The organism is Lactobacillus sp. WILCCON 0058 (assembly GCF_057198005.1).
Window position 1 is genome coordinate 2,166,700 of record NZ_JBUBHM010000001.1, and the last position, 26,102, is coordinate 2,192,801.

21 protein-coding genes and 1 pseudogene are annotated in these 26,102 nt (G+C 52.2%); 3 read left to right on the forward strand and 19 right to left on the reverse strand.

Features of this window, described 5'->3' with window-relative positions; all coding sequences use genetic code 11:
• A complete protein-coding gene (locus tag ACYVUU_RS10075; protein ID WP_201330044.1) occupies positions 1-144 on the reverse strand; it encodes a hypothetical protein in 144 nt (47 codons plus the stop codon).
• Positions 145-290: 146 nt separating this feature from the next.
• Complete coding sequence (locus ACYVUU_RS10080) at positions 291-1,430, reverse strand: LCP family glycopolymer transferase (RefSeq protein WP_484500799.1); 1,140 nt, start codon at positions 1,428-1,430, stop codon at positions 291-293.
• A 178-nt stretch (positions 1,431-1,608) separates the two neighbouring features.
• Between ACYVUU_RS10080 and pepF the strand changes: the two genes are divergently transcribed.
• Positions 1,609-3,411 carry an oligoendopeptidase F gene (pepF, locus tag ACYVUU_RS10085; RefSeq protein ID WP_484500800.1) on the forward strand — a complete coding sequence of 601 codons (1,803 nt, stop codon included), beginning with the start codon at positions 1,609-1,611 and terminating at the stop codon, positions 3,409-3,411.
• Positions 3,412-3,480: 69 nt separating this feature from the next.
• On the opposite strand, the gene ACYVUU_RS10090 is transcribed toward pepF, so the two are convergent.
• The 6 genes from ACYVUU_RS10090 to ACYVUU_RS10115 form a co-directional block, all read right to left on the reverse strand.
• Positions 3,481-4,707, reverse strand: coding sequence for a lactate oxidase (locus ACYVUU_RS10090; RefSeq protein ID WP_439774925.1), 1,227 nt, complete (start codon positions 4,705-4,707; stop codon positions 3,481-3,483).
• Positions 4,708-4,826: 119 nt separating this feature from the next.
• Positions 4,827-6,365, reverse strand: a complete 1,539-nt coding sequence (locus tag ACYVUU_RS10095) for an L-lactate permease (RefSeq protein WP_439774924.1) — start codon at positions 6,363-6,365, stop codon at positions 4,827-4,829.
• Positions 6,366-6,618: 253 nt separating this feature from the next.
• A complete protein-coding gene (locus ACYVUU_RS10100) occupies positions 6,619-8,085 on the reverse strand; it encodes a zinc-ribbon domain-containing protein (RefSeq protein ID WP_484500801.1) in 1,467 nt (488 codons plus the stop codon).
• Between the two features lie 137 nt (positions 8,086-8,222).
• Positions 8,223-9,020 (reverse strand): metal ABC transporter permease, encoded by a 798-nt coding sequence (locus ACYVUU_RS10105; RefSeq protein WP_484500802.1) that lies wholly within the window; start codon positions 9,018-9,020, stop codon positions 8,223-8,225.
• Complete coding sequence (locus tag ACYVUU_RS10110) at positions 9,020-9,673, reverse strand: metal ABC transporter ATP-binding protein (RefSeq protein WP_484500803.1); 654 nt, start codon at positions 9,671-9,673, stop codon at positions 9,020-9,022. The genes ACYVUU_RS10105 and ACYVUU_RS10110 overlap by 1 nt, the downstream gene beginning before the upstream one ends.
• A gap of 19 nt (positions 9,674-9,692) precedes the next feature.
• Positions 9,693-10,493: an HAD family hydrolase gene (locus tag ACYVUU_RS10115; RefSeq protein ID WP_484500804.1), complete on the reverse strand. Its 801-nt coding sequence runs from the start codon at positions 10,491-10,493 to the stop codon at positions 9,693-9,695.
• A 116-nt stretch (positions 10,494-10,609) separates the two neighbouring features.
• Between ACYVUU_RS10115 and ACYVUU_RS10120 the strand changes: the two genes are divergently transcribed.
• Complete coding sequence (locus ACYVUU_RS10120) at positions 10,610-11,068, forward strand: hypothetical protein (RefSeq protein WP_484500805.1); 459 nt, start codon at positions 10,610-10,612, stop codon at positions 11,066-11,068.
• Positions 11,069-11,364: 296 nt separating this feature from the next.
• On the opposite strand, the gene ACYVUU_RS10125 is transcribed toward ACYVUU_RS10120, so the two are convergent.
• Complete coding sequence (locus ACYVUU_RS10125) at positions 11,365-12,960, reverse strand: NERD domain-containing protein (protein WP_484500806.1); 1,596 nt, start codon at positions 12,958-12,960, stop codon at positions 11,365-11,367.
• 67 nt (positions 12,961-13,027) lie between these two features.
• On the opposite strand from ACYVUU_RS10125, the pseudogene ACYVUU_RS10130 reads away from it, so the two are divergent.
• Positions 13,028-13,177 (forward strand): annotated as a pseudogene (locus ACYVUU_RS10130) (IS110 family transposase); the annotation flags it as partial.
• 215 nt (positions 13,178-13,392) lie between these two features.
• Here ACYVUU_RS10130 and ACYVUU_RS10135 read toward each other — a convergent pair.
• From ACYVUU_RS10135 to ACYVUU_RS10180, 10 genes are all read right to left on the reverse strand, one after another.
• On the reverse strand, positions 13,393-15,375 hold the full coding sequence (locus ACYVUU_RS10135; RefSeq protein WP_484500807.1) for a PTS fructose transporter subunit IIABC: 1,983 nt from the start codon (positions 15,373-15,375) through the stop codon (positions 13,393-13,395).
• 49 nt (positions 15,376-15,424) lie between these two features.
• Positions 15,425-16,339 (reverse strand): 1-phosphofructokinase, encoded by a 915-nt coding sequence (gene pfkB, locus ACYVUU_RS10140; RefSeq protein ID WP_439775588.1) that lies wholly within the window; start codon positions 16,337-16,339, stop codon positions 15,425-15,427.
• Positions 16,339-17,088, reverse strand: a complete 750-nt coding sequence (locus tag ACYVUU_RS10145; protein WP_439775589.1) for a DeoR/GlpR family DNA-binding transcription regulator — start codon at positions 17,086-17,088, stop codon at positions 16,339-16,341. Before ACYVUU_RS10145 ends, pfkB begins: the two co-directional genes overlap by 1 nt.
• 152 nt (positions 17,089-17,240) lie before the next feature.
• Complete coding sequence (locus tag ACYVUU_RS10150; RefSeq protein WP_439775590.1) at positions 17,241-17,990, reverse strand: aspartate/glutamate racemase family protein; 750 nt, start codon at positions 17,988-17,990, stop codon at positions 17,241-17,243.
• Between the two features lie 13 nt (positions 17,991-18,003).
• Positions 18,004-19,554, reverse strand: a complete 1,551-nt coding sequence (locus ACYVUU_RS10155; RefSeq protein WP_484500808.1) for a UDP-N-acetylmuramoyl-L-alanyl-D-glutamate--2,6-diaminopimelate ligase — start codon at positions 19,552-19,554, stop codon at positions 18,004-18,006.
• 36 nt (positions 19,555-19,590) lie between these two features.
• The gene (locus tag ACYVUU_RS10160) at positions 19,591-20,802 is read right to left on the reverse strand and encodes a sensor histidine kinase (RefSeq protein ID WP_439775592.1); all 1,212 of its coding nucleotides are present in this window, start codon (positions 20,800-20,802) and stop codon (positions 19,591-19,593) included.
• The gene (croR, locus tag ACYVUU_RS10165; RefSeq protein ID WP_201330739.1) at positions 20,792-21,478 is read right to left on the reverse strand and encodes a response regulator transcription factor CroR; all 687 of its coding nucleotides are present in this window, start codon (positions 21,476-21,478) and stop codon (positions 20,792-20,794) included. The genes ACYVUU_RS10160 and croR overlap by 11 nt, the downstream gene beginning before the upstream one ends.
• 128 nt (positions 21,479-21,606) lie before the next feature.
• Positions 21,607-23,451 carry an ABC transporter ATP-binding protein gene (locus ACYVUU_RS10170; protein ID WP_484500809.1) on the reverse strand — a complete coding sequence of 615 codons (1,845 nt, stop codon included), beginning with the start codon at positions 23,449-23,451 and terminating at the stop codon, positions 21,607-21,609.
• A 10-nt stretch (positions 23,452-23,461) separates the two neighbouring features.
• Positions 23,462-25,189 (reverse strand): ABC transporter ATP-binding protein, encoded by a 1,728-nt coding sequence (locus ACYVUU_RS10175; RefSeq protein WP_484500810.1) that lies wholly within the window; start codon positions 25,187-25,189, stop codon positions 23,462-23,464.
• 133 nt (positions 25,190-25,322) lie between these two features.
• The gene (locus ACYVUU_RS10180) at positions 25,323-26,093 is read right to left on the reverse strand and encodes a DUF1129 domain-containing protein (RefSeq protein WP_439775595.1); all 771 of its coding nucleotides are present in this window, start codon (positions 26,091-26,093) and stop codon (positions 25,323-25,325) included.
• Positions 26,094-26,102 lie beyond the last annotated feature (9 nt).

Consider the following 26,102-nt stretch of genomic DNA (forward strand, 5'->3'; position numbering starts at 1 on the left):
TTACTTGAACAAGTTGTCAAAAAAGCCGTAGAAGCTGCCATAAATGGTGTGAAAGCAAATCAAGCTGCGGCGGACGTCACCATTTTTATCCTTCTTTGCCTTCTTCAGCTGCAAATTCAAAACTTCTTCAATCAGGTTTTCCATTTTTCCCTGCCTCCTTTTGCCTATTAGTTTAGTGCCTTCCCTCTTATTTTTTTCAAGAAGTCATTATCGGGCAAAAAAGGCTCATAAGCGCAAAAAAATACCCCTAGCTGAGCTAGAGGCATGATTTGCTGTCTTTTTTCCACTTCCTACCAAGAATCACTGCTTCTTGGCGTAATTGAGTTGGCTTCATAAATCGTGTAGTTGGTGATGGTCTCATTGCTGGAGAAGTCGACCCCGTTGTAAGTCTCGTTCAGACTGTTCTGCCGGGTTTCCTGGTTGGTCAAGGTCTGCGTCGGCAGCCCCAGGCTCTTTCTCAGCTTGTTGGACCACTTCTGCAGTTCTTCAGTTGACGCGATCTGGAAGCTGGTCCCGGAAATCGTCGCGTCGTGGCCCTGGATGTAGCCGCTGGAGATGTTGCTTGCCGCGCTTCTGTAGTTGATGGCCAGGCTGGTCATGTCGCCAAAAGTCAAGTTAGTCTTGACGTACTTGGCAAAAACCTTGAGCAGCTTCTGGTAGTTGGCTAAACCGTTGACGGACAGGCCCTTCTTGACCACGGCCTGGATGATCTGCCGCTGGCGCATTTGCCGGCCGTAGTCCCCCCGGGGGTCGTCATAGCGCATCCGAGCATAAGCGATGGCGTGGCGGCCGTCCAGGTGCTGCTTGCCCTTATGGAAGTCACACCAGTCATAGCTGAAGCTGAAAGGCACGTTGACGTCAACCCCGCCTAAAGCGTTGACCAGGCTCTTCAAAGCCTTCATGTTAACTTCCACATAATAGTTGATCGGCACGTTGAGCATGGCCGAAACCGTCTTGACTGACCCGCTGCTGCCACCAAACTGGTAGGCAGAGTTGACCTTAAACATGTAATAGCTCTGGCTGCTTGTTTCACCCAGAATCTCCGTCAAGGTGTCCCGGGGAATCGAGGTCATGGTCGCCTTCTTGGTCGTCGGGTTGACGGTCACCAGGATGATGGTGTCCGAATTCCCTTGGTCATGCCGCCCTTCCAGCCCCTGGTCGACCCCTAAAACCAAAATCGAGATCGGCTTCTTGGCCGCGATCCGGGCGCTAGTCGCGGTATTGCCGTTATTGCCGTTCATGCTCACCAGGGCTGAATGCAGGGAGAAGTAGGCATGCGCCCCCCAGGTCGCCGCGATCATAACGACAAAGGTCACTAAGAGACCGATAATCGTTGGCACGGGGCGGCGGGATTTTTTCAAAAGGCCGGCCTGGACGAGCGTCACATTGCGAAATATTTTATTTTGTCTTCTACTGTGTTGCTCTTCCATGGATTGACCCCTTTAGTAATTTGCTATTATTTATTTTCTCATTAAAAAGCCGTTTAATAAACCAGACGTGGGAATATTTAGACTATCTTATTTTTTTGGCAAAAAGCCGCTTTGATAGTAGAATATCTAGTATCGTAAAATAGAACGTAAAGTAATGTGAAAAAGAAGAGGTACTTGTATGGAAATCCCTTATCGCAGCGAGGTTCCCAAAGAGCAGACCTGGGACTTGACCCGGGTCTTCAAGACTGAGGCGGACTGGGAGTCCGCCTTTAAGGCAGTCAAGCAGGAAGTCAAGGCCCTGCCGGACCTGGAAGACGGCTTCACGGAAAGCGCGGCCGTTCTCTATGACCGCTTGACCCAGATTTTTGCTGTTGACCGCCGCTTGTCCAAGATCTACGTCTATGCCAGCATGGCTAGCGACGTCGACACCAGCAACCAAAAGAACTTGGCCCTCAATTCCCGCGGCCAGAGCCTGGCTGCTGAATACCAGGCCGCTGTTGCCTTCATCCAGCCGGCTGTTTTAGCCTTGGGGAAAGAGGCCCTGGACGCCTTTTTCAAGGAAGAGCCAAGGCTGGAAAACTACCGGCACTACTTGGAACAGATCGTCAAGCAGGAAGAGCACGTTTTGCCAGCTGAAGAGGAGAAGCTGGTATCGGCGGCCGGGGATGCCCTGTCAGCTTCAGCCAACACCTTCAACGTCTTGACCAACTCTGACCTGCAATTCCCTTACATTGAAGATGAAGACGGAGAAGCAGTTGAACTGACGGAAGCCAACTACGACATCTTGATCCAGTCCCAAAACCGGGAAGTCAGAGAGGATGCCTTTGACGCCCTTTACGCTGGCTATGGCCAGTTCGCGTCAACTTTTGCCTCCACCTTGGCCGGCAATGTCAAGGCCCACAACTTTGACGCCCAGACCCACCACTACCAGGACGCCTTGGCCGCGGCTCTGTCAGAAAACAACATCCCTGTCGAAGTCTACAACCAGCTTTTGACCAGCGTCCACAAGCACCTGGACCTTCTGCACCGCTATGTCAACTTAAGAGAAGAGATCCTGGACCTGAAGGGCGACCTGCAAATGTGGGACATGTACGTGCCAATCACGGGCAAGCCAAGCCTCAGCTACACTTTCGCTGAAGCCAAGGCCCAGGCAAGAGAAGCACTGCAGGTTCTGGGTGAGGACTATGTCAAGCACGTCGACTACCTCTTCAACAACCGCTGCATCGACTACGTAGCCAACATGCACAAGCAAAGCGGAGCCTACTCCGGCGGGGCTTATGACACCGACGCCTATGAGCTCTTGAACTGGCAGGGGGACCTGGATTCCCTCTACACCCTGGTCCATGAGACTGGCCACTCAGTCCACAGCATGTACACCCGGGAAAACCAGCCATACGTGTACGGGGACTATCCGATTTTTGTCGCGGAAATCGCCTCAACAACCAATGAAAACCTGCTGACCAACTACTTCCTGGACCGGGTGACGGATCCAAAGACCCGGGCTTTCCTGCTCAACTACTACTTGAGCTCCTTTAAGGGAACGGTCTACCGGCAGACCCAGTTCGCGGAATTCGAGAAGTTCATCCACGAAAGCGACCAGGCGGGTGAAGCCCTGACGGCTGACTACCTGTGCGGCTTCTACGACCGGCTCAACCAGCAGTACTACGGCCCGGCGATCAGCCTGGGCAGCGACATCGACCTGGAATGGGCCCGGATCCCCCACTTCTATTACAACTTCTACGTCTACCAGTACGCGACCGGCTTTGCCGCGGCGACTGCCCTGGCTAACAAGATTACTTACGGCAGCCAGGAAGACAAGGAGAAGTACCTGGACTTCCTCAAGTCCGGCTCCAGCGACTACCCGATCAACATCATGCAAAAGGCCGGCGTCGACATGACCAAGTCCGACTACCTGGAAGATGCCTTCAAGGTCTTCGAAGAAAGACTGGACGAATTTACTGACTTGATCAAAAAATTATAGAAAGCAAAACGAAGCTGCTCAAAGAGAGCAACTTCGTTTTTTGCTGTTAAATTTGATACATGTTCAATCTTAGTGGTGTGAAGCACCAGTAGCCGCGTCTGGTTCAGCCTTGATTTGGTTAGCTGCGGTAACTGGGTATGGCTTGCGCACCCGCGGATCAGTGCTGGATGGCTTGGTGTCGCCAGCGTACTGGAAGTCAGTCAAGCGGGCGTGCTTAACGTCTTCAATCGTCTTGCAGCCAGTCAGTTGCATGTCGATCTTCAATTCATCGTTCAATTCGTTGATGACTGAAGCAACCCCGTGCGGGCCACCCAAAGCCAGGCCGTAAAGGTAAGGACGGCCAATGCCGACCAGGTCAGCACCCAAAGCCAAAGCCTTGAAGACATGGGAACCCCGGCGAACGCCACCGTCGAAGATAACCGGGCAGCGGCCGTTGACTGCTTCAACGACTTCTGGCAATACGTCGATAGTTGCCGGAGCACCATCGATTTCCCGGCCACCGTGGTTAGTCACGTAAACGCCGTCCGCGCCGGCAGTCAAAGCAACTTCAACGTCTTCAGCACAGTTGACCCCCTTGACGATAACTGGCAAGCCGGACATTTCCTTAATCCGCTTGATGTCGTCCGGGCCGATGTTCTGGGCGCTGGAAGCGTACATTTGCGCAACGGTTTGCCCTTCACCCTTGGCACCTTGGAAACGGGTGAAGAAGTCAAGCGGTACCGGGAAGGCAAAGTTGGTCCGCAGGTTGGCTTCCCGGTAGCCTGATACCAAAGCGTCAACCGTCAAAAGGATGGCCTTGTAGCCGGCCGCGTTGATGGCGTCAAAGACCATCTTGTTGAAGTCCCAGTTCTTTGACAGGTAAAGCTGGAACATCCGCGGAGCATCTGGCGCGGCAGCGGCGATTTCTTCAACCGGCTTGTTGCCGTAAGTGCTGGAAGTGAACATGGCCCCGGCCAAAGCAGCACCCTTTTGGGTCGCTACTTCAGCATCAGCGTGGGAGATCCCATGACAAGCAATTGGTGAGATCATGATCGGCGTCTTCAGCTTCATGCCCAAAAATTCAGTTTCAGTTGACGGGTTGTCCATCCCAGTCAAGGCCCGGGGAACGATTTGGTAGTGGTTGAAGGCAGTAGTGTTGTTTCTCCAAGTCCATTCGTATTCTGAACCTGAAGCCACGTAGTAGTAAGCCCCTTCCGGCATTACTTCCTTGGCTCTTTCTTCAAGCTCATCGACGTTAACGAATTTTAAGTCTTCATCTGCTTCGCTTTGCGGGAAGCCCTTGATGTAATGTGTCATGGAAATCTCCTCAATCATTTAAAAATTACTATCAATTACTGTTTACTTACAAGATTTATCATAGCATTAATCGCTTACTTTTGGGCCAATCTTTTACTTTTTAGGATCAGCTTAAAAAATTAAAAGTGCAATTGCCCCGTGGCCAAGCCGACCACGTACAGGAAGACGCAGATGATGGCGGTGTAGATCCCGCACCACTTGAAGGCCTGCTTCAAAATCGTGCCTTCACTGCCTTCCTGGCCGATAGCCGTAGACGCAACCGTGATGGACTGCGGGGAAATCATCTTCCCGGCAGTGGCCCCGACCATGTTGTTGGCCACGACCCAAGTCTGGTTCACGCCCAGGCTTTGGGCTGCTGAGGCTTGCAATTTGGCGAAAAGGATGTTTGAACTGGTGTCTGACCCGGTCACGAAAGTACCTAAAGCACCAATGATTGGCGCGATCAATGGGTAAACCGGACCCATGATCTTGACCAGAACGACCGCGATGGCGCTAGTCATGCCGGCGTAGCCCATGACCTTAGCCAGGGCCACGATAGCGGAAATAGTTACCGCCGTCTTGCCGATTCCTTTAATCAGGTCCCAGAGGATGCCAAAAGTTTCCTTAACGCTCAAGCCCTGGATCAAGGCCCCGATAAAGGTGGCAACCAAGATCAAAGTCCCTGGTGAAGACAGCCAGTTGAGGCTGAACTGACCAGCATTTTTGCCAGTGTAAACCTGGAATTTGACAGTCGCGGAGTTGAGCAGGCTGTTAACGGCTGGGAACAGGGAGGAAGCGGCCAAAACGAAGACGAAAACCAGAATGAATGGCGCGCAGGCCTGGAGCAGTTCGCCAGCTGAGTGCTTGGCGATTTTTTCAGTTGAAGCCGCGTATTCCGGAGCATCCTTGTGCTTTTTGGCTAAAAAGGCCGTGACTAGGATGCAGATGATGGAACCAGCGATGGCTGGCAGTTCCGCCCCAACGTACTTGGCAACCAGGATCTGCGGCAAGGCAAAGGCCAGACCGGACATGAAGGTAATGAAGCCTACCCCCTTGATGGCCTTGGCGCCCCCGCCAACCAGGCCGACCAGGATGTAAGGGATGACCAGGATCAAGACGCTCAGCTGCAGAGAAACCACGAAGGCCGTGTTCATCACGTCCAGGCCGGCAGTCTGGGCCAAGGTAATGACTGGCAGGCCGACCGCCCCGAAGGCAGTTGGCGTGGTGTTAGCCACCAGGCAGATAACGGAAGCTTCAATCGGGTCGATCCCGAAGGTCATCAAGATGCTGGCCGGGATGGCAACAGCAGTCCCGAAGCCGGCGATGGCTTCTAGGAAGCCCCCGAAGCCCCAGGCGATCAAGAGGACCAGGACCCGCTTGTCGGTCGTCAGACCACAGAGCATGTCCTGGATTTTTTGCATGGCGCCGGATTTAAAAGTTACCTTGGAGGTGAACATGGCGGCCACGATGATGTAGACAATCGGGAACAGGCCGCCCAGGATCCCTTCCAAAGTCCCGGTCAAAGTATCAACGACTGGCAGCTGGAAGGCCGTAATGGCCAGAATGATTGCCAGGATAAGAGAAATAACGGCTGCCTTGGCCGCAGGCATCTTCAAGGCTGTCAGAGAGACGATCAGCCAGACGATCGGGATCAAGGCAAAAATGAATTTAACCCACATTCATGTAGCTCCTTCTATAAGTATTTTCCACAAAGATTATTGTACATGAAAGCGCTTAAAAATTCATGTGAATATTGATTTAAAGCCTTGATATATCAACGTCCGTGCTTGAATTTATTTCACAATGTTTCCGCTTGCTAAAAGAGGGATCCAAAAAAGCCCCGCCATTGCGGGGCTCTATATATTTTTTCACAAACTTGCTTGTTAACAAAGTTCTCTTGCTTGATCGCGAAAAAAGATTTAAAAAAATTTGCTATTTAGCATTGGGAGTGCCTAATTTTTCCAAAACGTAGTCACCGTCGCTGTCCTGGCTGATAATCCCGTTTTGGTAAGTGTCAGTCACGCTGGTGTCATCCTTGTCGCCGGTGTAAGAGAGGTTGTGGGTTACCGTGTAGTTGACATAAGTCTTGCCGCTGCCGGCCGGGCTGGTGGACAGGACGCTGACGACTTCATTGTAATCAGAGACTGAGTCAGAATCATCCCAGTTGTCGTGCAGCTTCTTGATGCTGAGGTAGCCAGTATTGCTGCTGCCGTTGACCCAGTCTTCGCTGTCATTGTCGTCCCAGATCTTCTGAAGGAGGTCTTCAGCGTCTTCGGTACTTGCCAAGCCTGGCCAGGATGGAGTCAGGACCCAGCTGCCGTTGACGGCCTTGATTTGGTTGTCGCTTTGACTATCGTCATCGCTGTCATCACTGAAGTCATAGTCATCGTCATTGGCATTTTCCTGGTCGGCTGGGGCCGTCACGTACTGGTCAAAGTTGTGGATCGTGTCTGACTGGCCGATGCCGGACTTTTTCACGTAGAGGCTCATCCCTGACGTAATCTCATAGTCCTTGAAGCTGGCCTGGCCCTTGTCGTCCAGGTCGGCTACCTTCTTGTCATTGATGTAGACTTCCCCATTAGGCACGCTGCTGACCGTGAAGCTACCAGTCAAGATGTTCAAGCTGACTTGGTGATTGCTAAAGAGGTCCAGCTTAACCGGGCTAGGTGAAATGGTCTTCCCACTCAAGTTGGCTGAAACTGAGAAGGTGTAGCGGCCGGCGATTACCGGGTCCAGCTTCTTTTGGTAGTAGTCACCAGACGCAGACAGCTTGCCCACGTTTTTCCCGTTCATCTTGATCGTGGAATTTTTGTGGTTGGTCACGACCGTTGGCGAATAAGTTTTGACCATGAGCTTGTATTTCGGGAAAAGGAAAAAGTAGTGGCCATCCTCGCCTAAAGAAACGGTGTCCTTGAAGATATCGTCAAAGTCATCTTCCCTCTTCCACTCGCTGCCCAGGTTGTTGGCCTTGGTCTGGTTGGCCTTGTAGTATTCCTGCAGAGGCTGCACGCTCTCCTTGGTCAGCTGGAAGCTGCTGTCGTCGGTCTTGACGTAAGGAGACAGGTCTTTCTTTGGGTCCTTCATCCGGGTCACGATTTCGTCGATTTGCTTGTCCTTGGCGTAGTGGGCCTTGCCAAAGCCGTAGCCGGCCAAGAGGACCAACAAAACAGCCGCGGTGATCAAGATTGGCTTCTTCCACTTCTTGGCCTTTTTGAGATCGGCCCGCTTTTTGACTGTTTTAGCTGGCTTAACAGGTTGGACTTGCTGAACCTGTTGAACTGGTTGAACTGGTTGAACCTGCTGGACTGGCTGAGTTGGCTTAATTAATTTAGCCCCGCATTTGGCGCAGAAAGTGGCATCGGCCTGGTTTTTGGCGCCGCATTTAGCACAGTAGATCATTTTTACATCCTCCTCTTTGATAAAAAGCCTGTATGCTTAACTGGCAAAAAATACTCTCAAGGCAAGTATAGCATATAAAAAAACAATTTTAGCCAAAAGAAAAAGGAGCCAAAAAGCTCCTTAAATTCTATATTTGCTTATGCCCGCTTCTTTCTGGCGTGGGTGAAGTAAACCAGCAGATAAGCCGTTACCTCAATTAATGAAATGAAAAAGGTCACTGGCCAGTTGGTGACGTAGCCCAAGCACAGCCCGGCCCAGACCCCCAAAAGGGCCAGGCCGACCGACCAGGCCAACATGCTGGGAATCGACTTGCCCAAATAGCGGGCCGTTGAGGATGGCATGGTCAAAAGGACAAAGACCAGCATGGACCCGACCACCTGGGATCCGATTGAAACCGCCATGGCCAGAGCCACCAGGAAGACCACCCCGACAAAGCCCGTATTGATATGGTGAGCCGCTGCCCCGATATGGTCAAAGGAGTCATAGTTTAGGGGCTTCTGGATGACAAAAATGATCAGCAAGACAACCACTGACAGGCCAACCAGCTGGTAGACGCTGGATCTGGACACCCCGATAATTGACCCAAACAAAATGTTGGTCGCATAGCTGCTGGCCGAGCTGGACAGGGACAAAAAGAGGATCCCAAGGCCGATAAAGAAGGCTGAAATCGCGGAAATCGACGACTCCTTCTGCTCAGTCTGCATGGACAACTCCCCGACCCCGATCGAGCCCAGGAGGGCAAAAATCAGCATCCCCGTCAAAGGCTTCAGTCCCATCAAGACGGCAAAAGCTGCCCCGGCGAAGCCGATTTCCGACAGGGTGTGGGCCAGAAAACTGAAATTGCGGGCCACGACATAGACGCCCACCACCCCGCAGGTAATCGCGATGAAGGTGGCCGCCCAAAAGGCATTGCGCATGAATTCGTAGGCAAACATCAGTTGAAACTCTCCTTAAAATCTTCCATCTTCCCCTGGCTGACCGTCCCGTCGCTTAAGTAAAGATAGTCCTTCATATAGCGCTTGGCCAAAGGAATATCGTGGGTGACGAACAGGACCGTCATCTTGTGCTCATGGTTGAGGTGGGCGATCAAGTTCATCAACTCTTCCTTGGCCTTGGGGTCCAGGCTGGCCGTGGCTTCATCCAAAATAATGAAGTTTGGCTGGTCCAAGAGAGCCTGGGCCAGGTAGGCCCGCTGCTTCTGCCCGCCGGAAGCCTCCCCCATTCTGGTATTCGCCAGGCCCTTTAAGTGGGTCTCCTGCAAAATATGGTTGACCTGGTCCTTAACCTTCTGGCTCTTCCAAAAAGGCGTGTTCAGCTCGATAAAAGACTTGATCGACAAGGGATAGTCCGGGTCGATATTGCGGAACTGGGGCACATAGCCCACCTTCACGTCGTCAGCCAGCTCAAAATAGCCATGGGTCGGGCTCAGCATCCCCATCAGTATCCTGACCAGGGTGGTCTTCCCGGCCCCGTTAGGGCCTAACAGAGCCGTCATGGACCCGGTCTCCAGGCTGAAATTAAGCTTTTTAAAAATCTCCTGGTCGTCGAACTTCATGCTCAAGTCCACGACCTGCAAAGCTTTACTCATTTACTTACCTCTAGTTTCTCTATTGCTTCTTCAGCAAGTCCAGCATCTTATCCTGGACGGCACTTTCATCGCTTGAGCCGATGATCCCGTTAGCCGCCCGCTTGGCTTCCGGCAAAGCAGTAGCTGTCGCGTAGCTCTGGCCTACATATTGCAGCATGGCCACGTCGTTGCCCCCGTCGCCGAAAGCGACCATTTCGTCAGCCGGGATATTGTAGCGCTGGCCCAAAAGCTTGAGACCCACCGCCTTGTTCATGCCCAGCTTGCTGATGTCAACGGCTGAGTCGCTGCCGGCCACCATGTCCAGGTTTGGGAATTCCCGCTTGAGCTGCTGGGCAAAGGCTGATGACTCCCCTTCCTCGGTCGCCACAGTAAACTTGAAGATCCGGTCCTTGACGCTTTCGTAGTCATCCACCACTTTCAGTTCCTGGTAAAAAAGGTGGAGGTAGTTGCAAAATTCTTCCCCATAACTCTTCAAGGTGTAGGCACTATTCACCCCGGCCAAGACAGTCGGGTGGTCCTGGCCGTACTTTTCCTTGATCTGGCGGATCGTAGCCAGTTCATCGCTGTTTAAGTCCACGATGTTGAGGATTTCCCGGCCTTTGAGGACATAAGCCCCGTTTTCAGCCACGAAGTAGAGCTGGCTGAGGTATTCTTTCGGAAAACGGGTCACCAGGTTTTCATACTGGTTGCCGCTGGCGATGACGAACTTGACCCCCTTTTCCCTGGCCAGGTCCATGATTTGCGCGAACTTGTCCAGGTCGTAGGTTTTCTTGGAAGTCAGCCAAGTTCCGTCCATGTCAGTTGCAAGCAATTTAATCATTTTTTCTTCCTTTCTAACTGCTTTTTCGCTAAAAGATCTTTAACGTTATAGAATACCAAAATTTCGTCCTCCTTGCAAAATTGCGGGCTCACGGGGGGCGGTGCGGGAGTTTGGCTGTGGCTGCGGTAAAAGCGGGGATGAGTTTGCGGGATTTGGCCCTGGCTACGGTAAAAGCGGGGATGAGTTTGCGGGATTTGGCCCTGGCTACGGTAAAAGCGGGGATAGTTTTGCGGGATTTGGCCCTGGCTACGGTAAAAGCGGGGACAGTTTTGCGAAATTTGGATGTGGCTACGGTAAAAACGGGGATAGTTTTGCGAAATTTGGCCCTGGCTACGGTAAAAATGGGGATAGTTTTGCGGGATTTGGACGTGGCTGCGGTAAAAACGGGGATAGTTTTGCGAAATTTGGCCCTGGCTACGGTAAAAATGGGGATAGTTTTGCGGGATTTGGACGTGGCTGCGGTAAAAACGGGGATAGTTTTGTGTAATTTGGACGTGGCTGCGGTAAAAACGGGGATAGTTCATCGCTTCGAGCCCCGCTTTTTACTGAGCCACAGCCTTTTTCAAAAATTTTAGCCCCGCTTTTTACTGGGCCACGACCTTTTCCAATAATTTTAGCCCCGCTTTTTACTGAACCACGGCCTTTTTCAATAATTTTAGCCCCGCTTTTTACTGTACCACGGCCTTTTTCAATAATTTTAACCCCGCTTTTTACTGAACCACGGCCTTTTTCAATAATTTTAGCCCCGCTTTTTACTGAACCACGACCTTTTTCAATAATTTTAGCCCCGCTTTTTACTGAGCCACGACCTTTTTCAATAATTTTAACCCCAGTTTTTACTGAGCCACATGAACCTAAAAAAATAGAACACCTACTTCAAACAATCTCCGAAATTCTTTTCTAAAATTTCCTCAGCTTTCACTTGCTCGGTTAGAGATAAATGCGAATTAGCAGAAATATTGGTTGAATATTTGTGCCATTCTCTTAAGGTCAACAGTTCCTCCGGCGAAAACTTATCAAAAGTGAAAGTTATCCCAACAATTTTATTCGCTTTGCCGCTCTTGACCACTTCGTAGCTCAAATTGCCAAAAAATGGCACCAGTTGAAGTACAGCGGGCTTAATCTTATTCCTCATTACCTCATAATTCGAATAGCTATCCGGCACCGCCAGAATTTCCCGCATCTGCTCAAAGGACACCTGGTAGCAGCCGGCTGCTGAAGCTTGCAGCAGCTTGCGGAACAAAGTCTTGGCGTTGTTCAGGCTGATTCGGCGCAGCAATTGATAATTCCAGCAGGTGAAGTCCTTCGTGCAGCCGTTAAACAGGAACGAGTACTTCTTGCTAACGCTGACCGTCAATTTCTTGTCTTCATACTTAGCCTTTTGAAAAAGCTTGCTCTGTTGCATGAACTCAGCCAATTCGCTTAACTGCTGATCCAGCCGCAAAAAATCACGCCCACCATAGCCAGCCCCAGTCCGCAACTCACTTCGGGTCAGCTGGAGCGTGCCGCACCCGAAACCATAAAGCCGGCCCACGATCAGCCACAACATATTCTGCTGCTTTCCGGTCAAGCCTGTGAGCGGATAATCATTTAACCGCCCATGATACGTCACGTTCTGCGCAAGCGGAATTCCAAGCCTGACAGCCTGGCTGATCTGTCTGGCTTTATCCAGATGCGCCTGCGTCAACTTAAAACGGACATTGGCTGGATAGGTCCGCCGATCAGGCAGGCGCTGGCTTTGAATCGCCTGCTCAATTGCCTGGATCTGCTGCTGATTCAGCAAGGCGAACCCGTCATTGCTCAAAAACAGGTTCAAGACCGACAGCTTGACCACCTGCGAACCAGCCCGCTGCAGATCCTCCTGGTTCTTCAGCTTGAAGTCATCATTCCCCAGCCGGTTGATCACCACCACAATCGTCTTAATAAAATTGGGACTGATCCCCATTGGCTGCAGGACTTGTGCCAGCGCCTCCTTGTGGTAGCTAATCTGATCATAAATGCCCCGGCCCAGCCGGTTAAAGTCGAAAAGCTTCCCCGCAATTTTGCGCACCTTGACTTCAATACAATAAATGCCGGTACTGGTAATCACCAAATTATCAATTTGGTTGTCGCCAACTGGCCGATTTCTATCATATTTGCAGGGCAGAATCACATTATGAAAAACTGCCGCCGCGACGGACTTGACCGCCTGATCGACTAGCCACTCACCCGCCGCGCCCGCTAATAGATTTTCCGCATTCACCAACTGCTCTTGCGTCAAAGTCGCTGCCTGGTCAGCCCCCAGCTGGTTATAGCTGACCAGCAAGCCGTTCAGCTCGCGCACCCCAGCCAAATTCTGATCAGATAGCTGCCGGCTGTGGTCATAGTCCGGATTGATCAGCTGCTCAGCTGCCTGGGCCGATTGCACGACGGCGTCATTTTCAACTTCTTCACTGGCCAGGTACCAATTTGTCCACATTCGTTCCATAAGATCGCTCCTTTGCTTAGTCTCTCTACTGACTATTACACGAAAGAAGCGATTTTTACCTAAAATAAAACGAAAACGGTCTTCTGAGACTGCAAGTCACAAGAAGGCCGCTATCGCATCGATCCATAAATTATTACGGACGATCTTCGCTTTAATTAAGAATGATCAATTGTATAGCTATGACGTAGCCAAACATAACCAAAGACTTTTGTCATAAAAATTGATCCAATAGATATTATAACAGCCTCTTTTTCGAAATTACAGAAGGTGGCTGTATTTACCATGCCCTAAATCAGATATTTGACTTGATTCTCCAGGAGCCATTTCCCGATTAGGCCCTTATTTCAAAATAAAATTGCCTAAAATCGTTGATAACACTTGACTTAGAGTAGAAAAGAACTCGGAAAAATCCGAGTTCTTTTTTTGAGAAAATTAGTTCTTTTGGTCAATTGGTTTCTTCCAGAAGCCCAAGATCAAAGCAGCAACGATTGAGCCGATAGCTACGGCGCCCAGGTAGCCAAGCCAGTTGGTTGACAGAGCGATAACCCAGAAACCACCGTGAGGTGCAGGCACGCCGACATGCCACAGACCTACCAGGGCCCCACCGACAGCACTGCCGATGATTGATGAAACGATAACGTGCAGCGGGTCAGCACTGGCGAATGGGATGGCCCCTTCAGTGATGAAGGAGAAGCCCAGGATCCAGTTGGAAACGCCGGCCCGGCGTTCGTCTTCAGTAAACTTGTCCTTAAAGAAAGTAGTAGCGATCGCGGTCGCGAATGGGGCTACCATACCACCGACCATAACAGCAGCCATCAAGATAGCTGAAGTCTTGGAAGTCGGGTCGTTGGCAAAGGCACCTGAAGCGAAGACGTAAGCAGCCTTGTTGAAAGGACCACCCATGTCGATACTCATCATGCCGGCCAAGACAGTGGTCAAGAGAACCAGGTTGCCAGTGCCCATGCCGTTCAAGAAGTTGGTAATAACCGCGTTCAAGGCACCGAAAATTGGGTTGACGATGTAGTACATAATCAAGGCAACCAGGAGCAGGCCGAAGATTGGGTAGAGAAGCATTGGCTTCATACCTTCAACGCTCTTTGGCAGCTTAGCGAAGAGCTTCTTGAGGCCCAGGATCAAGTAACCGGCGATGAAACCGATGGCAATCCCGCCCAAAAAGCCGGCTGGTGAAGCGGCCTTGGCGTTAACGTTAACAGCGTAAGAGCCACCCAAGGATGAGTTGGTGATTGAGGCCATGAAGCCACCGACGAAACCTGGCATCAAGGCTGGCAGGTCACCGATTGATTCAGCGATGTAGCCGGCCAGAACTGGAACCATGAAGGCAAAGGCCAGGTTACCAGCACTGTTCAAGAAGATGAAGGCCGGGCTCTTGGCACCACCCATGTATTGTTCGACCAGGAAGGAGATGGCCATCAAGATACCACCGCCGATAACGAACGGAAGCATGTGGGAAATCCCGCTCATCAAGTGCCGGTAGATGGTTGACCATACGCCGCCGTTGCTTGCTGAAGTGCTTTCGTTTGCTTCACCGGCTTCAGCGTGGTAAACGCTGCCCTTGCCGGACAGGATGTCGTCAACCAGTTGGTCCGGCTTATTGATCCCGTCAACAACTGGGTGCTTAACCAGTTCCTTGCCGTCAAAGCGGGCCATCTTGACCTGCTTGTCGGAAGCAATGATAACACCCTTAGCCCGCTTGATTTCGTCAGCAGTCAGTTCGTGCTTAACGCCTTCTGAACCGTTGGTTTCAATCCGGACTTCAACGCCGCGCTTTTCACCGGCCTTGATCAAGGCTTCTTCAGCCATGTAAGTGTGGGCGATCCCGTTGATGCAGGCAGTAACGCCAACGATCAATGGCTTTTCGTCTTCACTTTCAGCCTTCTTGGCTTCTGCTTCCTTCTTAGCGGCCAGCTTGGCTTCACGTTCAGCGTCTTCCTTGTCCTTGTCAGCTTCTGCCTGGCTGAAGAGGTCGATAACTTCGTCAGGAGTCTTGGCTACCTTCAGCTTTTCAACCAGGTCAGGGTTGATCAAAAGGCTGCTCAGCTTAGCCAGGGCTTGCAAGTGGGTGTTGTCAGCACCAGCTGGGGCAGTGATCATGAAGAAGAGGTGGACTGGCTGCTGGTCTAATGAGTCGAAGTCCACGCCCTTTTCGCTCTTGGCAAAAAGCACCCGAGCCTTGTTGATGTATTCGTTTCTGGCGTGAGGCATGGCAATCCCGCCACCGATCCCGGTAGTAGATTCCTTTTCCCGGGCCCAGATGGATTCAACGAACTTTTCCTTGTTGTTGACGATGCCCGTAGCTACTTCCAAGTCGGCCATTTCATTGATGGCGTCGTCCTTGGTGGTGGCCTTTAAGTCCATAATCATGGACTCTGGGCTCAAAATATCTTTAATCCGCATCTTTTTTCCCTCAGTTACTTAAAAATTACTCGATTACTTTTTTATCGCTTTATTCAACGACGTCGATCTTGATTTGCGGCAAAACGGCGTCGATTTGGCTCTTGACCGCGATGTCTTCAGTGAAGGCCGTAGCCCCGCCGCAGGCACTGCCGACCCGGAGGCCTTCAGCAGCGTCGTGCTTTTCAAACCAAGTGCCGACGAAACCGGCAATCATGGAGTCCCCGGCACCAACGGAGTTGACCGCCGTACCCTTGGCCGCGTTAGCGTGGTAGACGTGGTCAGCAGTTACCAGGTAAGCACCTTCGCCAGCCATGGAGATCATGACGTTTTGGGCACCCATCTTCTGCAGCTTCTTGGCTGCTTCCAGCATGTCGGCAGTTGATGAGAAGCTAGTGTCAAAGAGGTCAGCCAGTTCGTGGTGGTTTGGCTTGATGACCAATGGGTTGAACTTCAAAGTCCGAAGCAAAGCTTCACCAGTCGTGTCAACAACGAATTCCGCTCCCTTTTCCCGAATCAAAGGCAAAAGGCTTTCGTAGAAGTCAGTTGGCAGGCTTGGTGCCAGGCTGCCGCTCAAAACAACGACATCACCTGCTTCCAGGTCGTCCAGGCGGGACTTGAAGGCTGCGACTTCCTGGTCGGTAATGTTCGGACCAGCCGCGTTGATTTCAGTTTCCACCTGGGCGTGGATCTTAACGTTCACCCGGGTGTCGTCGCTGATTCTTACGAAGTCGCTGTTGATCTTCTTGACGTTCAATTGGCGGATCAGTTCTTCGCCGGTAAAGCCGCCGACAAAGCCCCAGGCGGTGTTGTCCACGCCTAATTGGTTAAGAATCTGGGAAACGTTGATCCCCTTGCCCCCAGCCAGGAACTGGGTGTCGCTTGACCGGTTGGTCTCCCCGTCCTTGACTTCTGGCAGTTGCAGAACATAGTCCAAAGCTGGGTTGACAGTCACGGTGTAAATCATTATTCAGCCTCCTCAAGTTGAATATTTACTGGCAATTTCTCCCGGTCGCCTGCTTCCAGACGGCTGATAATGGTCACCTGGTCGGTCTTGGCGAATTCGGCAAAAGTTACCGCGTTAAATTTGCTGCGGTCGATTAAAACGAAAGCCTGCTGACTTTGCTGGATAGCTGTCCTCTTCACGGCAGCTTCCTCAGTGTCCGGCGTGGTCAAAAAGCCGGCCGGGCTCAAGGCGTTGGCACCGATGAAAGCCGCGTTGAAGTTCAGTTCCTGCAGGCGGGAGACAGTGGTCGCGCCAATGGCCGCGTGGGTCTGACGCTTGACGTGCCCGCCTAAAAGGCAGCAGTCAATTCCCGCGTCAGTCAGGGCCAGGGCTGTTTCCAGCCCGTTGGTCACCACATGCAGGCCGCTGATCTCTTTTAAGAAGGGAACCATTTCATAAATGGTCGTCCCCGCGTCCAAAAAGAGATAGTCGTGCGGGTGCACCTTCTTGGCGGCCAGCCTGGCAATGGCCAGCTTGTCTTCCTTGTTCAGATTGAAGCGGATCTGCTGAGCCACGTCCTGGCCAAAGGCCTGCAGGCTCTGCGCTCCGCCATGGACCCGTTTAAGCAGGCCCCGGTCTTCCATTTCACTCAGATCGCGTCTGATCGTCGACTCAGATGTCGAGGTCAAGCGGCAAAGTTCCGTTACGCGGCAAATCTGATGTTCGTCTACATAATGGGCAATCATTTGTTGCCGTTCTTCCGTCAGCATCTTTATCTCACCTCGATATATATTGTAAAGGCTTTCTCGGTCAAAAGCAATCATTTTCCGTCAAAAATGAGCGCTTTTTCTAAAAATTTGACTGTTTTTGACTGAACACAAAAAAGCCAAGCAAAAAAGACCAGGGCTTCCTGGTCTTTTATTTAATCATATAGATATTTCTGGCAGGCCTGGCGGGGATCTTGCCCGTTTCTGATCGCCAGAGCCAGTTCGATCGTCACGTCAGCGATGATCGACTGGGGGTCGATCACCTGGTAAGGGTGGTCCGGCGCCTGCTCCTGGGCTAAGGAAAGTTCCGTGCAGCCCAGCAGGATCACGTCGCAGCCATAGTCGTCGTGCATCTTGCGGAGGATCTCATGGTAGAGCTCCTTGTCGACGATCCCCTTCTCCTTGATGTCCCGGTAGATCAGTTCCGTCACCATCGGCTGGATCTCGGGACCGCCGAATTCGACTTCCCGGCCGATCCGGTGGATCTCGTCTTCATAAAGGTGGTCGTAAATTGACCCTTCAGTCGCGATCAAGCCGATCTTCGGGCTGTCCGGGTACTGGTCAGCATACTTGTGCACGGCAATCCGCATCATGTGCAGGAAGGGAATGTCGGTCAAGGCCGCCAGGTCGTCGTAAAAGTAGTGGGCCGTGTTGCAGGGCATGACCATGAAGTCCGGCCCCAGCTTGGCCTGGCCTAAAACATCTTCTTTAAGCGCATTGAAAAAATTCGGCTGGCTGTGGTCCTTGATGTAGGCCGTCCGGTCTGGCACCTGGGCATCGTTGACCAGGATGTAGTTCAAGTAGTCCTGGTCCTTGCTGATCTTGACCCGGTGGTTGATCAAGCGGACATAGCTTTCGGTCGCGATGGTCCCCATCCCGCCGATAATGCTGAAGAAATGCTTCAAATAATATCAATCCTTACTTTTCTAATTCCTGGACCACCTGCCGGGCGATAACAATGTCGCCGGCATATGGGGTGTCTACCCCGCGGACCTTCTGGAAGGCGTCAGCCCCCTTGCCGCAGAGCAGGACCACGTCGTCTGGGCCAGCTTCGGAAATAGCTTCCTTGATGGCCTTTTCCCGGTCCAGTTCGATAACCGTTTCACACTTGGAGTGGTCGATCCCGGCATCGATTTCCTCACAGATGTCCTGGGCACTTTCAAAGCCAGGGTCGTCCGTAGTTAGGTAGGCCTTGTCAGCTTCAGCCGTCAAGCTTTCGCTGAAGCCCAGCCGGCGGGAAATCCCCTTGTCCCCAGGCGCGCCGACAACGACGATGACCCGCGGGTTGGTGAATTCCCGGCGCATGAAGCGCATCAAAGCCAGCATGGAGGCCTTGTTGTGGGCATAGTCCACCACGATCAAACCGTGCTTTTGGGTAGTGACGGTTTCCATCCGGCCTGGGATGGTCACGTGCCGGATACCTTTAGCGCAGTCTTCGTAGCTCATCCCGGCTAAACCAGCCCCGATGATAGCACCGGTAGCGTTGGTTTCGTTGAAGTCCCCGATCATCTGCAGGGTGTATTCACCAGAGATCGGCAGCTTGCGGGCCTTGCTTGAAGCTGTGGTCAAGGTGAACTTGGTTTCAGCCAGGTCAGTTTCCACAGACTTGTAGCGGAAGTCGATCGGCTTCTTCAGATCCGGGTTTTCAAAGCCGTCCCGGGCAAACAGGTAGATGCTGTCCGGGTTGGTCGTGGTCGTTGCTGCCGCGTAGACATCGGCGAAGCGGTCAGTTTCCGCGTTGATGATGCACTTGCGGGAGTTGACCAAAAGCTGCAGCTTGCAGTGAAGGTAGTCCTCAAAGTCCGGGTGCTCGTTGACCCCGATATGGTCCGGGCTGATGTTCAAGAAGAAGCCCAGGTCGTAAGTCAGGCCAAAGACCCGGCTCTTCTTGTAGGCTTGGGATGACACTTCCATAACCATGTGGGTCATGCCGTTGTCCACTGCCCGCCGCATGTCTCTGAACAAGTCCAGTGATTCCGGCGTGGTCAAGCTGGACTTAAAGGTGTCTTCCGGAGCTGGCCCGAGGATGTTGTTGACTGAGGACAAAAGAGCGGTCCGGCCGCCGTTGAGCTGGTCCAGCATCCCCTTTAAGAAGTAGGCGGAAGTGGTCTTGCCCTTGGTCCCGGTAAAGCCGACCAGGAAGAGGTCGTCTTGCGGGAAGCGGTAGAAGGCAGCTGACAAAAGAGCCATCGCCTTGGACACGTTGCGGACGATCAAGGCATGCATCCCCGTGCCTTCCGGGTATGGCTGCTCAGCCACGTAGGCAATTGCCCCGTTTTCCTTGGCCATGGTCAGGTAGGTTGGCCGAAAGCCCGCCCCCTTGCAGAAGAAGAGGCTGTTGTTCTGGACGTCGCGTGAGTCATAAGAAACAGCCTCCATCCGGCTCTGGACAGTGTCCTGGACGGCACTGGACTTGAGCAGGTGGTGTTCTTTCAAGATTAAAATACAGGTGTTTAATGAGATGCTCATTTTTACTCCTCACTGTCAATTAAGATTCAGTTCAAATTATACCACAGGTCTATGAGCGAAGTTATTGGCCTGGGGATCCCGGGGCAAGAGAATGATAAAACTGGTCCAATCCTTGTTTGATTCACAGCGGATCGTTCCCCCGTGCAATTCAACGACCCCCTGGACGATGGACAGGCCTAAGCCCGTACCGCCGGTCTTGGTGTTGCGCGAGCTTTCCACCCGGTAGAAGCGGTCAAAAATCTTCTTCAATTTATCCTTGGGAATCGGTTCCCCGTTGTTCTCCACCCGCAGCTCAACCTGCTCATGGTTGATCAGGTTGGCCACCAGGTTGATCCGGCTGGCCCCAGCCGCGTACTTCAAGGCATTGGAGATCAAGTTGTTGTAGACCCGGACCAGCTTTTCCACGTCGGCGTTGACGATCAAGTCGTCCGGCCGGGCTTTAACGTTAAAGGCAATGCCCTTCTTTTCAGCTTCCAGTTCAAAGCCGGCCGCCACCTGCTCCATCATGCCCTTGATATTGATTGGGGTCACGTTCAGCTTGGTCTTTGTCGACTTCAAGGTGGTGTACTCAAAAAGGTCATTGGCCAGGGACTTCATCTGCTCAGCCTTGTCATAGGCGATATTGATGTACTTGAGCATGTCCTCCTGGCTGGTCACTGCCCCGTTCTTAAGCAGGCCCAGGTAGCCGATGATGCTGGTTAAAGGAGTCCGGATGTCGTGGGAAACATTGGTGATCAATTCGTCTTTTGACTGTTCGATCGCCTTTTCTTCATTGATCGCCCCCACAGTTGAGTCAACCAGGGAGTTGATGGAGTCGATCACCTTCTGCATGTCAGTATTGACGCTAAAGGAAATCCGGTGGTCAAAGTGACCGTTGGCGATATAGTGCAATTCAGAAATGATGTGCCGCAACTGCATCTGGTGGTAGCGGCGGATCAAGCGCCAGTATAAGACGACGACGTCGGCGATTCCCATCATGATGATCCCGATTCTTTCCCAGGACCAGATATGGTAGCCTGGCCCGATCGTCATTGTTCTTTTCAAAAAATAGATGCCGTTGACCAAGCTCTTGTCCTGCAGGACCGCCAAATGGTAAAGGATGATGACGGACATGTTCAAGAGCAGCATGATGATGATTGTCACCACGCCTTCCGCGAAAAGCTCGCTCTTTTCAGCCGCGGTCAGCTTGACCCGGGGCCGCTTGCCCTGGACGACTTGCTGTTCTTTTTTATCTTGCTTAGGCTTCAACCTTGTAACCTACACCCCATACAGTCTTGATGACTTCCTCGCCATCGGTGGCCTTCTGGATCTTGTCCCGCAAGTGGGAAACATGAACCATGACCGTCTTGGCGCTAACGATGGACTCTTGCTGCCAGACCCGCTCGAAGATCTCATCAGCTGAGAAGACCCGGTTGGGGTGGCTGGCCAAAAGGTAGAGAATGCCGAATTCCAGGGCCGTCAGCTGAATTTCCTTGCCTTCGACCGTCTTGACCTCATGGGAGTCCTTGTTGATGATCAAGGGACCAACTTCCAGAACGTCAGGTTCTTCTTCCTTGACCTGCTTCTGGCTGCGGCGCAAAAGGGACCGGACCCGGGCCATTACTTCCAGGGGATTGAACGGCTTGGACACGTAGTCATCAGCCCCGGTGATGAGCCCCTGGATCTTGTCCATGTCGCCGGTCTTGGCGCTGACGATGATGATCGGAATATCGGAATCTTTGCGGACTTCCTTGACCACATCGATCCCTGACATGTTCGGCATCATCACATCCAGAATCATCAAGGCAATATCCGGCGTGGTCGAGAGCTTGGTCAGGGCTTCCTTGCCATTATATGCGGCAATTGGCTCATAGCCTTCATTCTTCAAATAAATGCTTAAGAGTTCCACGATTTCGTGGTCATCGTCGACAACGAGAATTTTCATCTGCTAAACCTCTTCTATTCCAAACTTATCTAACCTATATTGTAACCTTTATTTTAACCAATATACCAAAAAGAGCGTACTTTGACGTACGCTCAAACTTGGATTTTAGCAAAAAATAAGATTCGCCCTTATTGGATTTCTTTTTTGCCGGTGTAGAGCTCGTAGTAGTAGCCCTGCTTGGCCAGAAGCTGGTCGTGGTTGCCGGCTTCCAGGACCCGGCCGTGGTCCAGCACCATGATCAAGTCGGAGTTGACGATGGTGGACAAACGGTGGGCGATAACAAAGCTGGTCCGGCCAGCCAAAAGGTTGTCCATCCCGGCTTGCACCAGGCGCTCAGTCCGGGTGTCGATGGAACTGGTGGCTTCGTCCAGGATCATGACCGGCTTGTCAGCGATCATGGCCCGGGCAATGGAGAGCAGCTGCAGCTGCCCTTGGGAAAGGTCGCCGCCGCCCCCGTCAATGACCGTTTCATAGCCGTCATCCAGGTCATGAATGAATTCGTCGGCCCGGGCCAGGCGGGCTGCCTGGTAGACGTCGTCATCCGAGGCGTCAGGCCGGCCGAAGCGGATGTTTTCCATAACGTTGCCGGTAAACATGTGGGTTTCCTGCAAAACGATGGAGACGGACTTGCGGAGGTCATCTTTTTTGATATCCATGATATCGATGCCGTCGTAAGTGATCGTGCCGGAATTGATTTCATAGAAGCGGTTGATCATGCTGGAGATGGTGGTCTTCCCGGCCCCGGTTTCCCCGACCAAGGCCACCTTCATGCCTGGCTTGGCATCAAGGGAGATGTCATGCAGGATCTGCTTGCCTGGCACGTAGCCGAAGTTGACGTGGTCAAAGACGATGTGCCCCTTGACTGGGACGTACTTAAAGCCGTTTTCAGTTGGGACCTTCCACTGCCAGGCATTCTTGACGCCTGGCTTTTCTTCAATAGTGACCTGGCCATCGTCGACTTCAACTTTTTCATCCAGAACCTGGAAAATCCGCCGGGCCCCGGCAATGGCTAAAACGATAGCGTTCAGCTGCTGGGAAATCTGTGCGATTGGCATGATGAAGGCCTTGGACAGCTGCATGAAGGAAGCCAGTGCCCCCAAGGTCAGCGGAATATTGCCGGCTAAGATAGCCGCCCCGCCGATCAAGGCAATCAAAACGTAGAGCAGGTTGCCGATGTTGCCCATGATCGGGAACAAGATGGTAGCATAGGTGTTGGCCTTGCCTGAGGCAACCCGCAGCTGTTCGTTGTATTTGTCAAAGTCCGCCTTGGCTTCTGGCTCATGGGAGAAGACCTTGATGACCTTTAAGCCGTTGAGCATTTCTTCGTTGTAGCCGTTGACCAGCCCCACAGTCTTTTGCTGCTGGTCAAAGTAGTAGCTGGACTTCTTGGTCAGGTAGCGGACAACTCCCAAAGACAGGAGGACCACTGCCAAAGAAACCAGGGTCAATTGCCAGCTGAGGTAGAACATCCCCGCCAAAACAAAGACCACGGAAAAGACCGAGTTGGCGAACATCGGCAGGGCTTGAGAAATCATCTGCATCAAGGTGTCGATGTCGTTGGTGTAGCGGGACATGATGTCGCCGTATTCGTTTTGGTCGAAAAAGGCGATCGGCAGCCGCTGCATGTGGCTAAACATTTCATTTCTGATCTGCTTTTGCACCTGCTGGGACAAAACCATCATCAGCAAGGTGAAAAGGTAGTTGGCCACCAGCCCGATGGCGTAAATGCCGGCCATGAGCAAAACTGCATGAGCCAGAGGGCCGAAGTCCGGGCTCTTTTGCTTAAGCATGGGCGTAATATAGCGGTCGATAACCTGTTCAATGAACAAGGAGCCGACGACAGAAGCTGCCGCGCTGATGATCACGGAGACCAGGGAAATGATCAAAGATGCCGGACTAACCCGGTAGACGTACTTCAGCAGGCGGTTCAAGGTCTGCATTTGTGATGGTTGCTGAGCTTGTTTTTTAGTCATCGATTATCACCTACTTGCTGTTTTCTTCCTGGAACTTGGCGATGGATGAGTACAAGTCGTTGCGCTTGATCAATTCATCGTGAGTTCCGACGTCTTCGATCTGCCCGTAGTTCATGACCACGATCCGGTCAGCATCCTTGATGGACACGATCCGCTGGGAAATGATGATCTTGGTCGTTTCCGGCAGGTCCCGCTTCAAGGCTTCCCGGATTTCCCGCTCGGTCTTAGTGTCAACGGCACTGGTAGAGTCATCCAAGATCAAGATCTTTGGCTTCTTCAAAAGAGCCCGGGCAATGGTGATCCGCTGCTTTTGCCCCCCGGAAACGTTGTTGCCGCCTTGTTCGACCATGGTGTCGTAGCCATCTGGCATTTCCCGGATAAAGCCGTCAGCGTGGGCAATCTTGGCTGCTTGGACGATTTCCTCGTCACTGGCGTTTTCATTGCCCCACTTGAGGTTGTCCTTGATAGTGCCGGAGAAAAGGACGTTCTTTTGCAAAACGACCGCCACGTTGTCACGCAAAGTCTTGAGGTCGTAAGAGCGCACGTTGTGGCCGCCGACTCTGACTGCCCCGCCGGTCACGTCGTAAAGACGGGGAATCATGGAGATCAAGGTTGACTTGGAGGATCCGGTTTCCCCGATGATCCCCAGGGTTTCCCCGGACTTGATCCGCAGGTCGATGTCCTTTAAGGCGTAGTGGGCGTCTTCCTTGTCGTACTTGAAGTCAACGTGGTCAAAAACGATTTCCCCGTTGGTAACGCTGGTCAAAGGCGACTTGGCCGGGTTGACGATGGTCGGCTTAGCCGTCAAAACGTCAGCTACCCGGTGCCCGCTTGACTGGGCCATCATCAGCTGGGTGAAGATCATGGACAGGATCATCAAAGACATCAAGATGGACATGGTGTAAGAGAACATGGAAACCAGCTGGCCAGTTGCCAGTTCGTGGCCCACGATCAGTTTTGCCCCAAACCAGGACAGGGCCAGCATGACGGCATCGATCATTAAAGTCATGACCGGGCCGTTGAAGGCCATGATGAACATGGCCCGGCTGAAGAGCTTGTAGATCTTGCTAGTGGACTTTTCAAAGTTCTCAATCTGCTCTTCTTCATGGACGTAGGTCTTGACTTCCCGGACCCCGCGGATGTTTTCCCGGACCTTCCGGTTCAGTTCATCATAAGCCCGGAAGATTCTCGGGAAGTACGGCCGGGCATTCTTGATGATCAAGATCATGGCAAAAGCCAAAACAGGAACGGCCACAAGGAAGACCAGGGTCAATTTCCAGCTGATCGTCGCTGCCATGACAAGCGAAATGATCATCATAAACGGTGCCCGGACGGCCATTCTGATGCTCATCTGGTAAGCCTGCTGGATGTTGTTGGTGTCGGTCGTCAGCCGGGTCACCAGACTGGCGCTGGAGAACTTGTCAATGTTTTCAAATGAGAAGTCCTGCATGTGGTAGAACATGTCCTGGCGGAGGTTGGCGGTAAAGCCGGCTGCCGCGTGGGCTGAAAAGTAGCTGGCACTGGCCCCCAGAACCAGGGAGACCAGGGTCAGCAGGATGGTAAACAAACCCATCTTGCGCACATAGTCCATGTCACCCTTGTTGATCCCGTTGTCAATCAAGAGTCCCATGATATACGGGATATACATTTCAATGAAGACCTCGCCAATAACGCACAAAGGAGACAAGAGCGTCTCTTTTTTGTACTGGCGGACGGACTTCAATAAAGTCTTAAGCATTGATGACCTCCTTTTTCATTGCTTTTTATAAAAAATCGTCAAACAAAAACAAATAGATGCTCAGCATCTATTTGTTCTTTAATTATCAGCTATTTATTTTACACCCATTGAGAATAAAAAGCACGCTATTGATTTACTTTTTCTTCATGGTCAGCTTATCCGGGCTGAGAGAGGTCCCTTCAATCCCGTAGTGGCGGCGAAGCAGCCAGCGGATCCCGTAAGCAACAGCGGCCACCAGGATGTCAGCCCAGCCTGGCAGAACCGGGTTGATGACGGACAAGGCCGGAATTGAGAGGACAAAGACGATCAGCATGATGATCAAAAGTGACCCCAGAAGGCCCCAGATCACCTTGCCCCAGGCCGGCTTGCCGGTCTTCGGGTCAGGCTGCATCCAGGAGTTGTATTTGGTGAAGTACCAGCCCATGGCCAGACCCATCACGATCAAGGTCACGATCCCGGAACCAGAGGATGTGGACTTGCTGTTGTCCGTGAACAATTGCAAGACCCCAAACAAAACCGTCAGCATAGCCGTGTAGAAGAGGGCACCGTCCAGGGCAACCAGCTTGTCTGGCACCTTTTCCGGCTTAACGACCGGGTGCAGGATCTGGCTGGCCTTCAGCTTTGGCGCCGCGCCAAACAAAACGTTGGCCGGCTGCCCCTTGATCTGGGCGTCGTAGATTTCCGGCAAAAGGCTGTCGATCTTGCCGTCAGCGTCGCCTTCGCTCAAGCCCCCGGCAACCAGTTCCTTCTTCAAGCGGTAGATGTAGTCCTTGTTCTTGTTGGACAATTTCCCCCGGAGTTCTTCCGGGTTCTCCTGCTTGATGCTTTCCGTCTTGGCTTCTGCCTGCCCCTGCTTTTGCAGCTTGGCTTGAGAAGCGTTCTTAACTTGCTTTTCTTCGCTCACTTCTGTCTC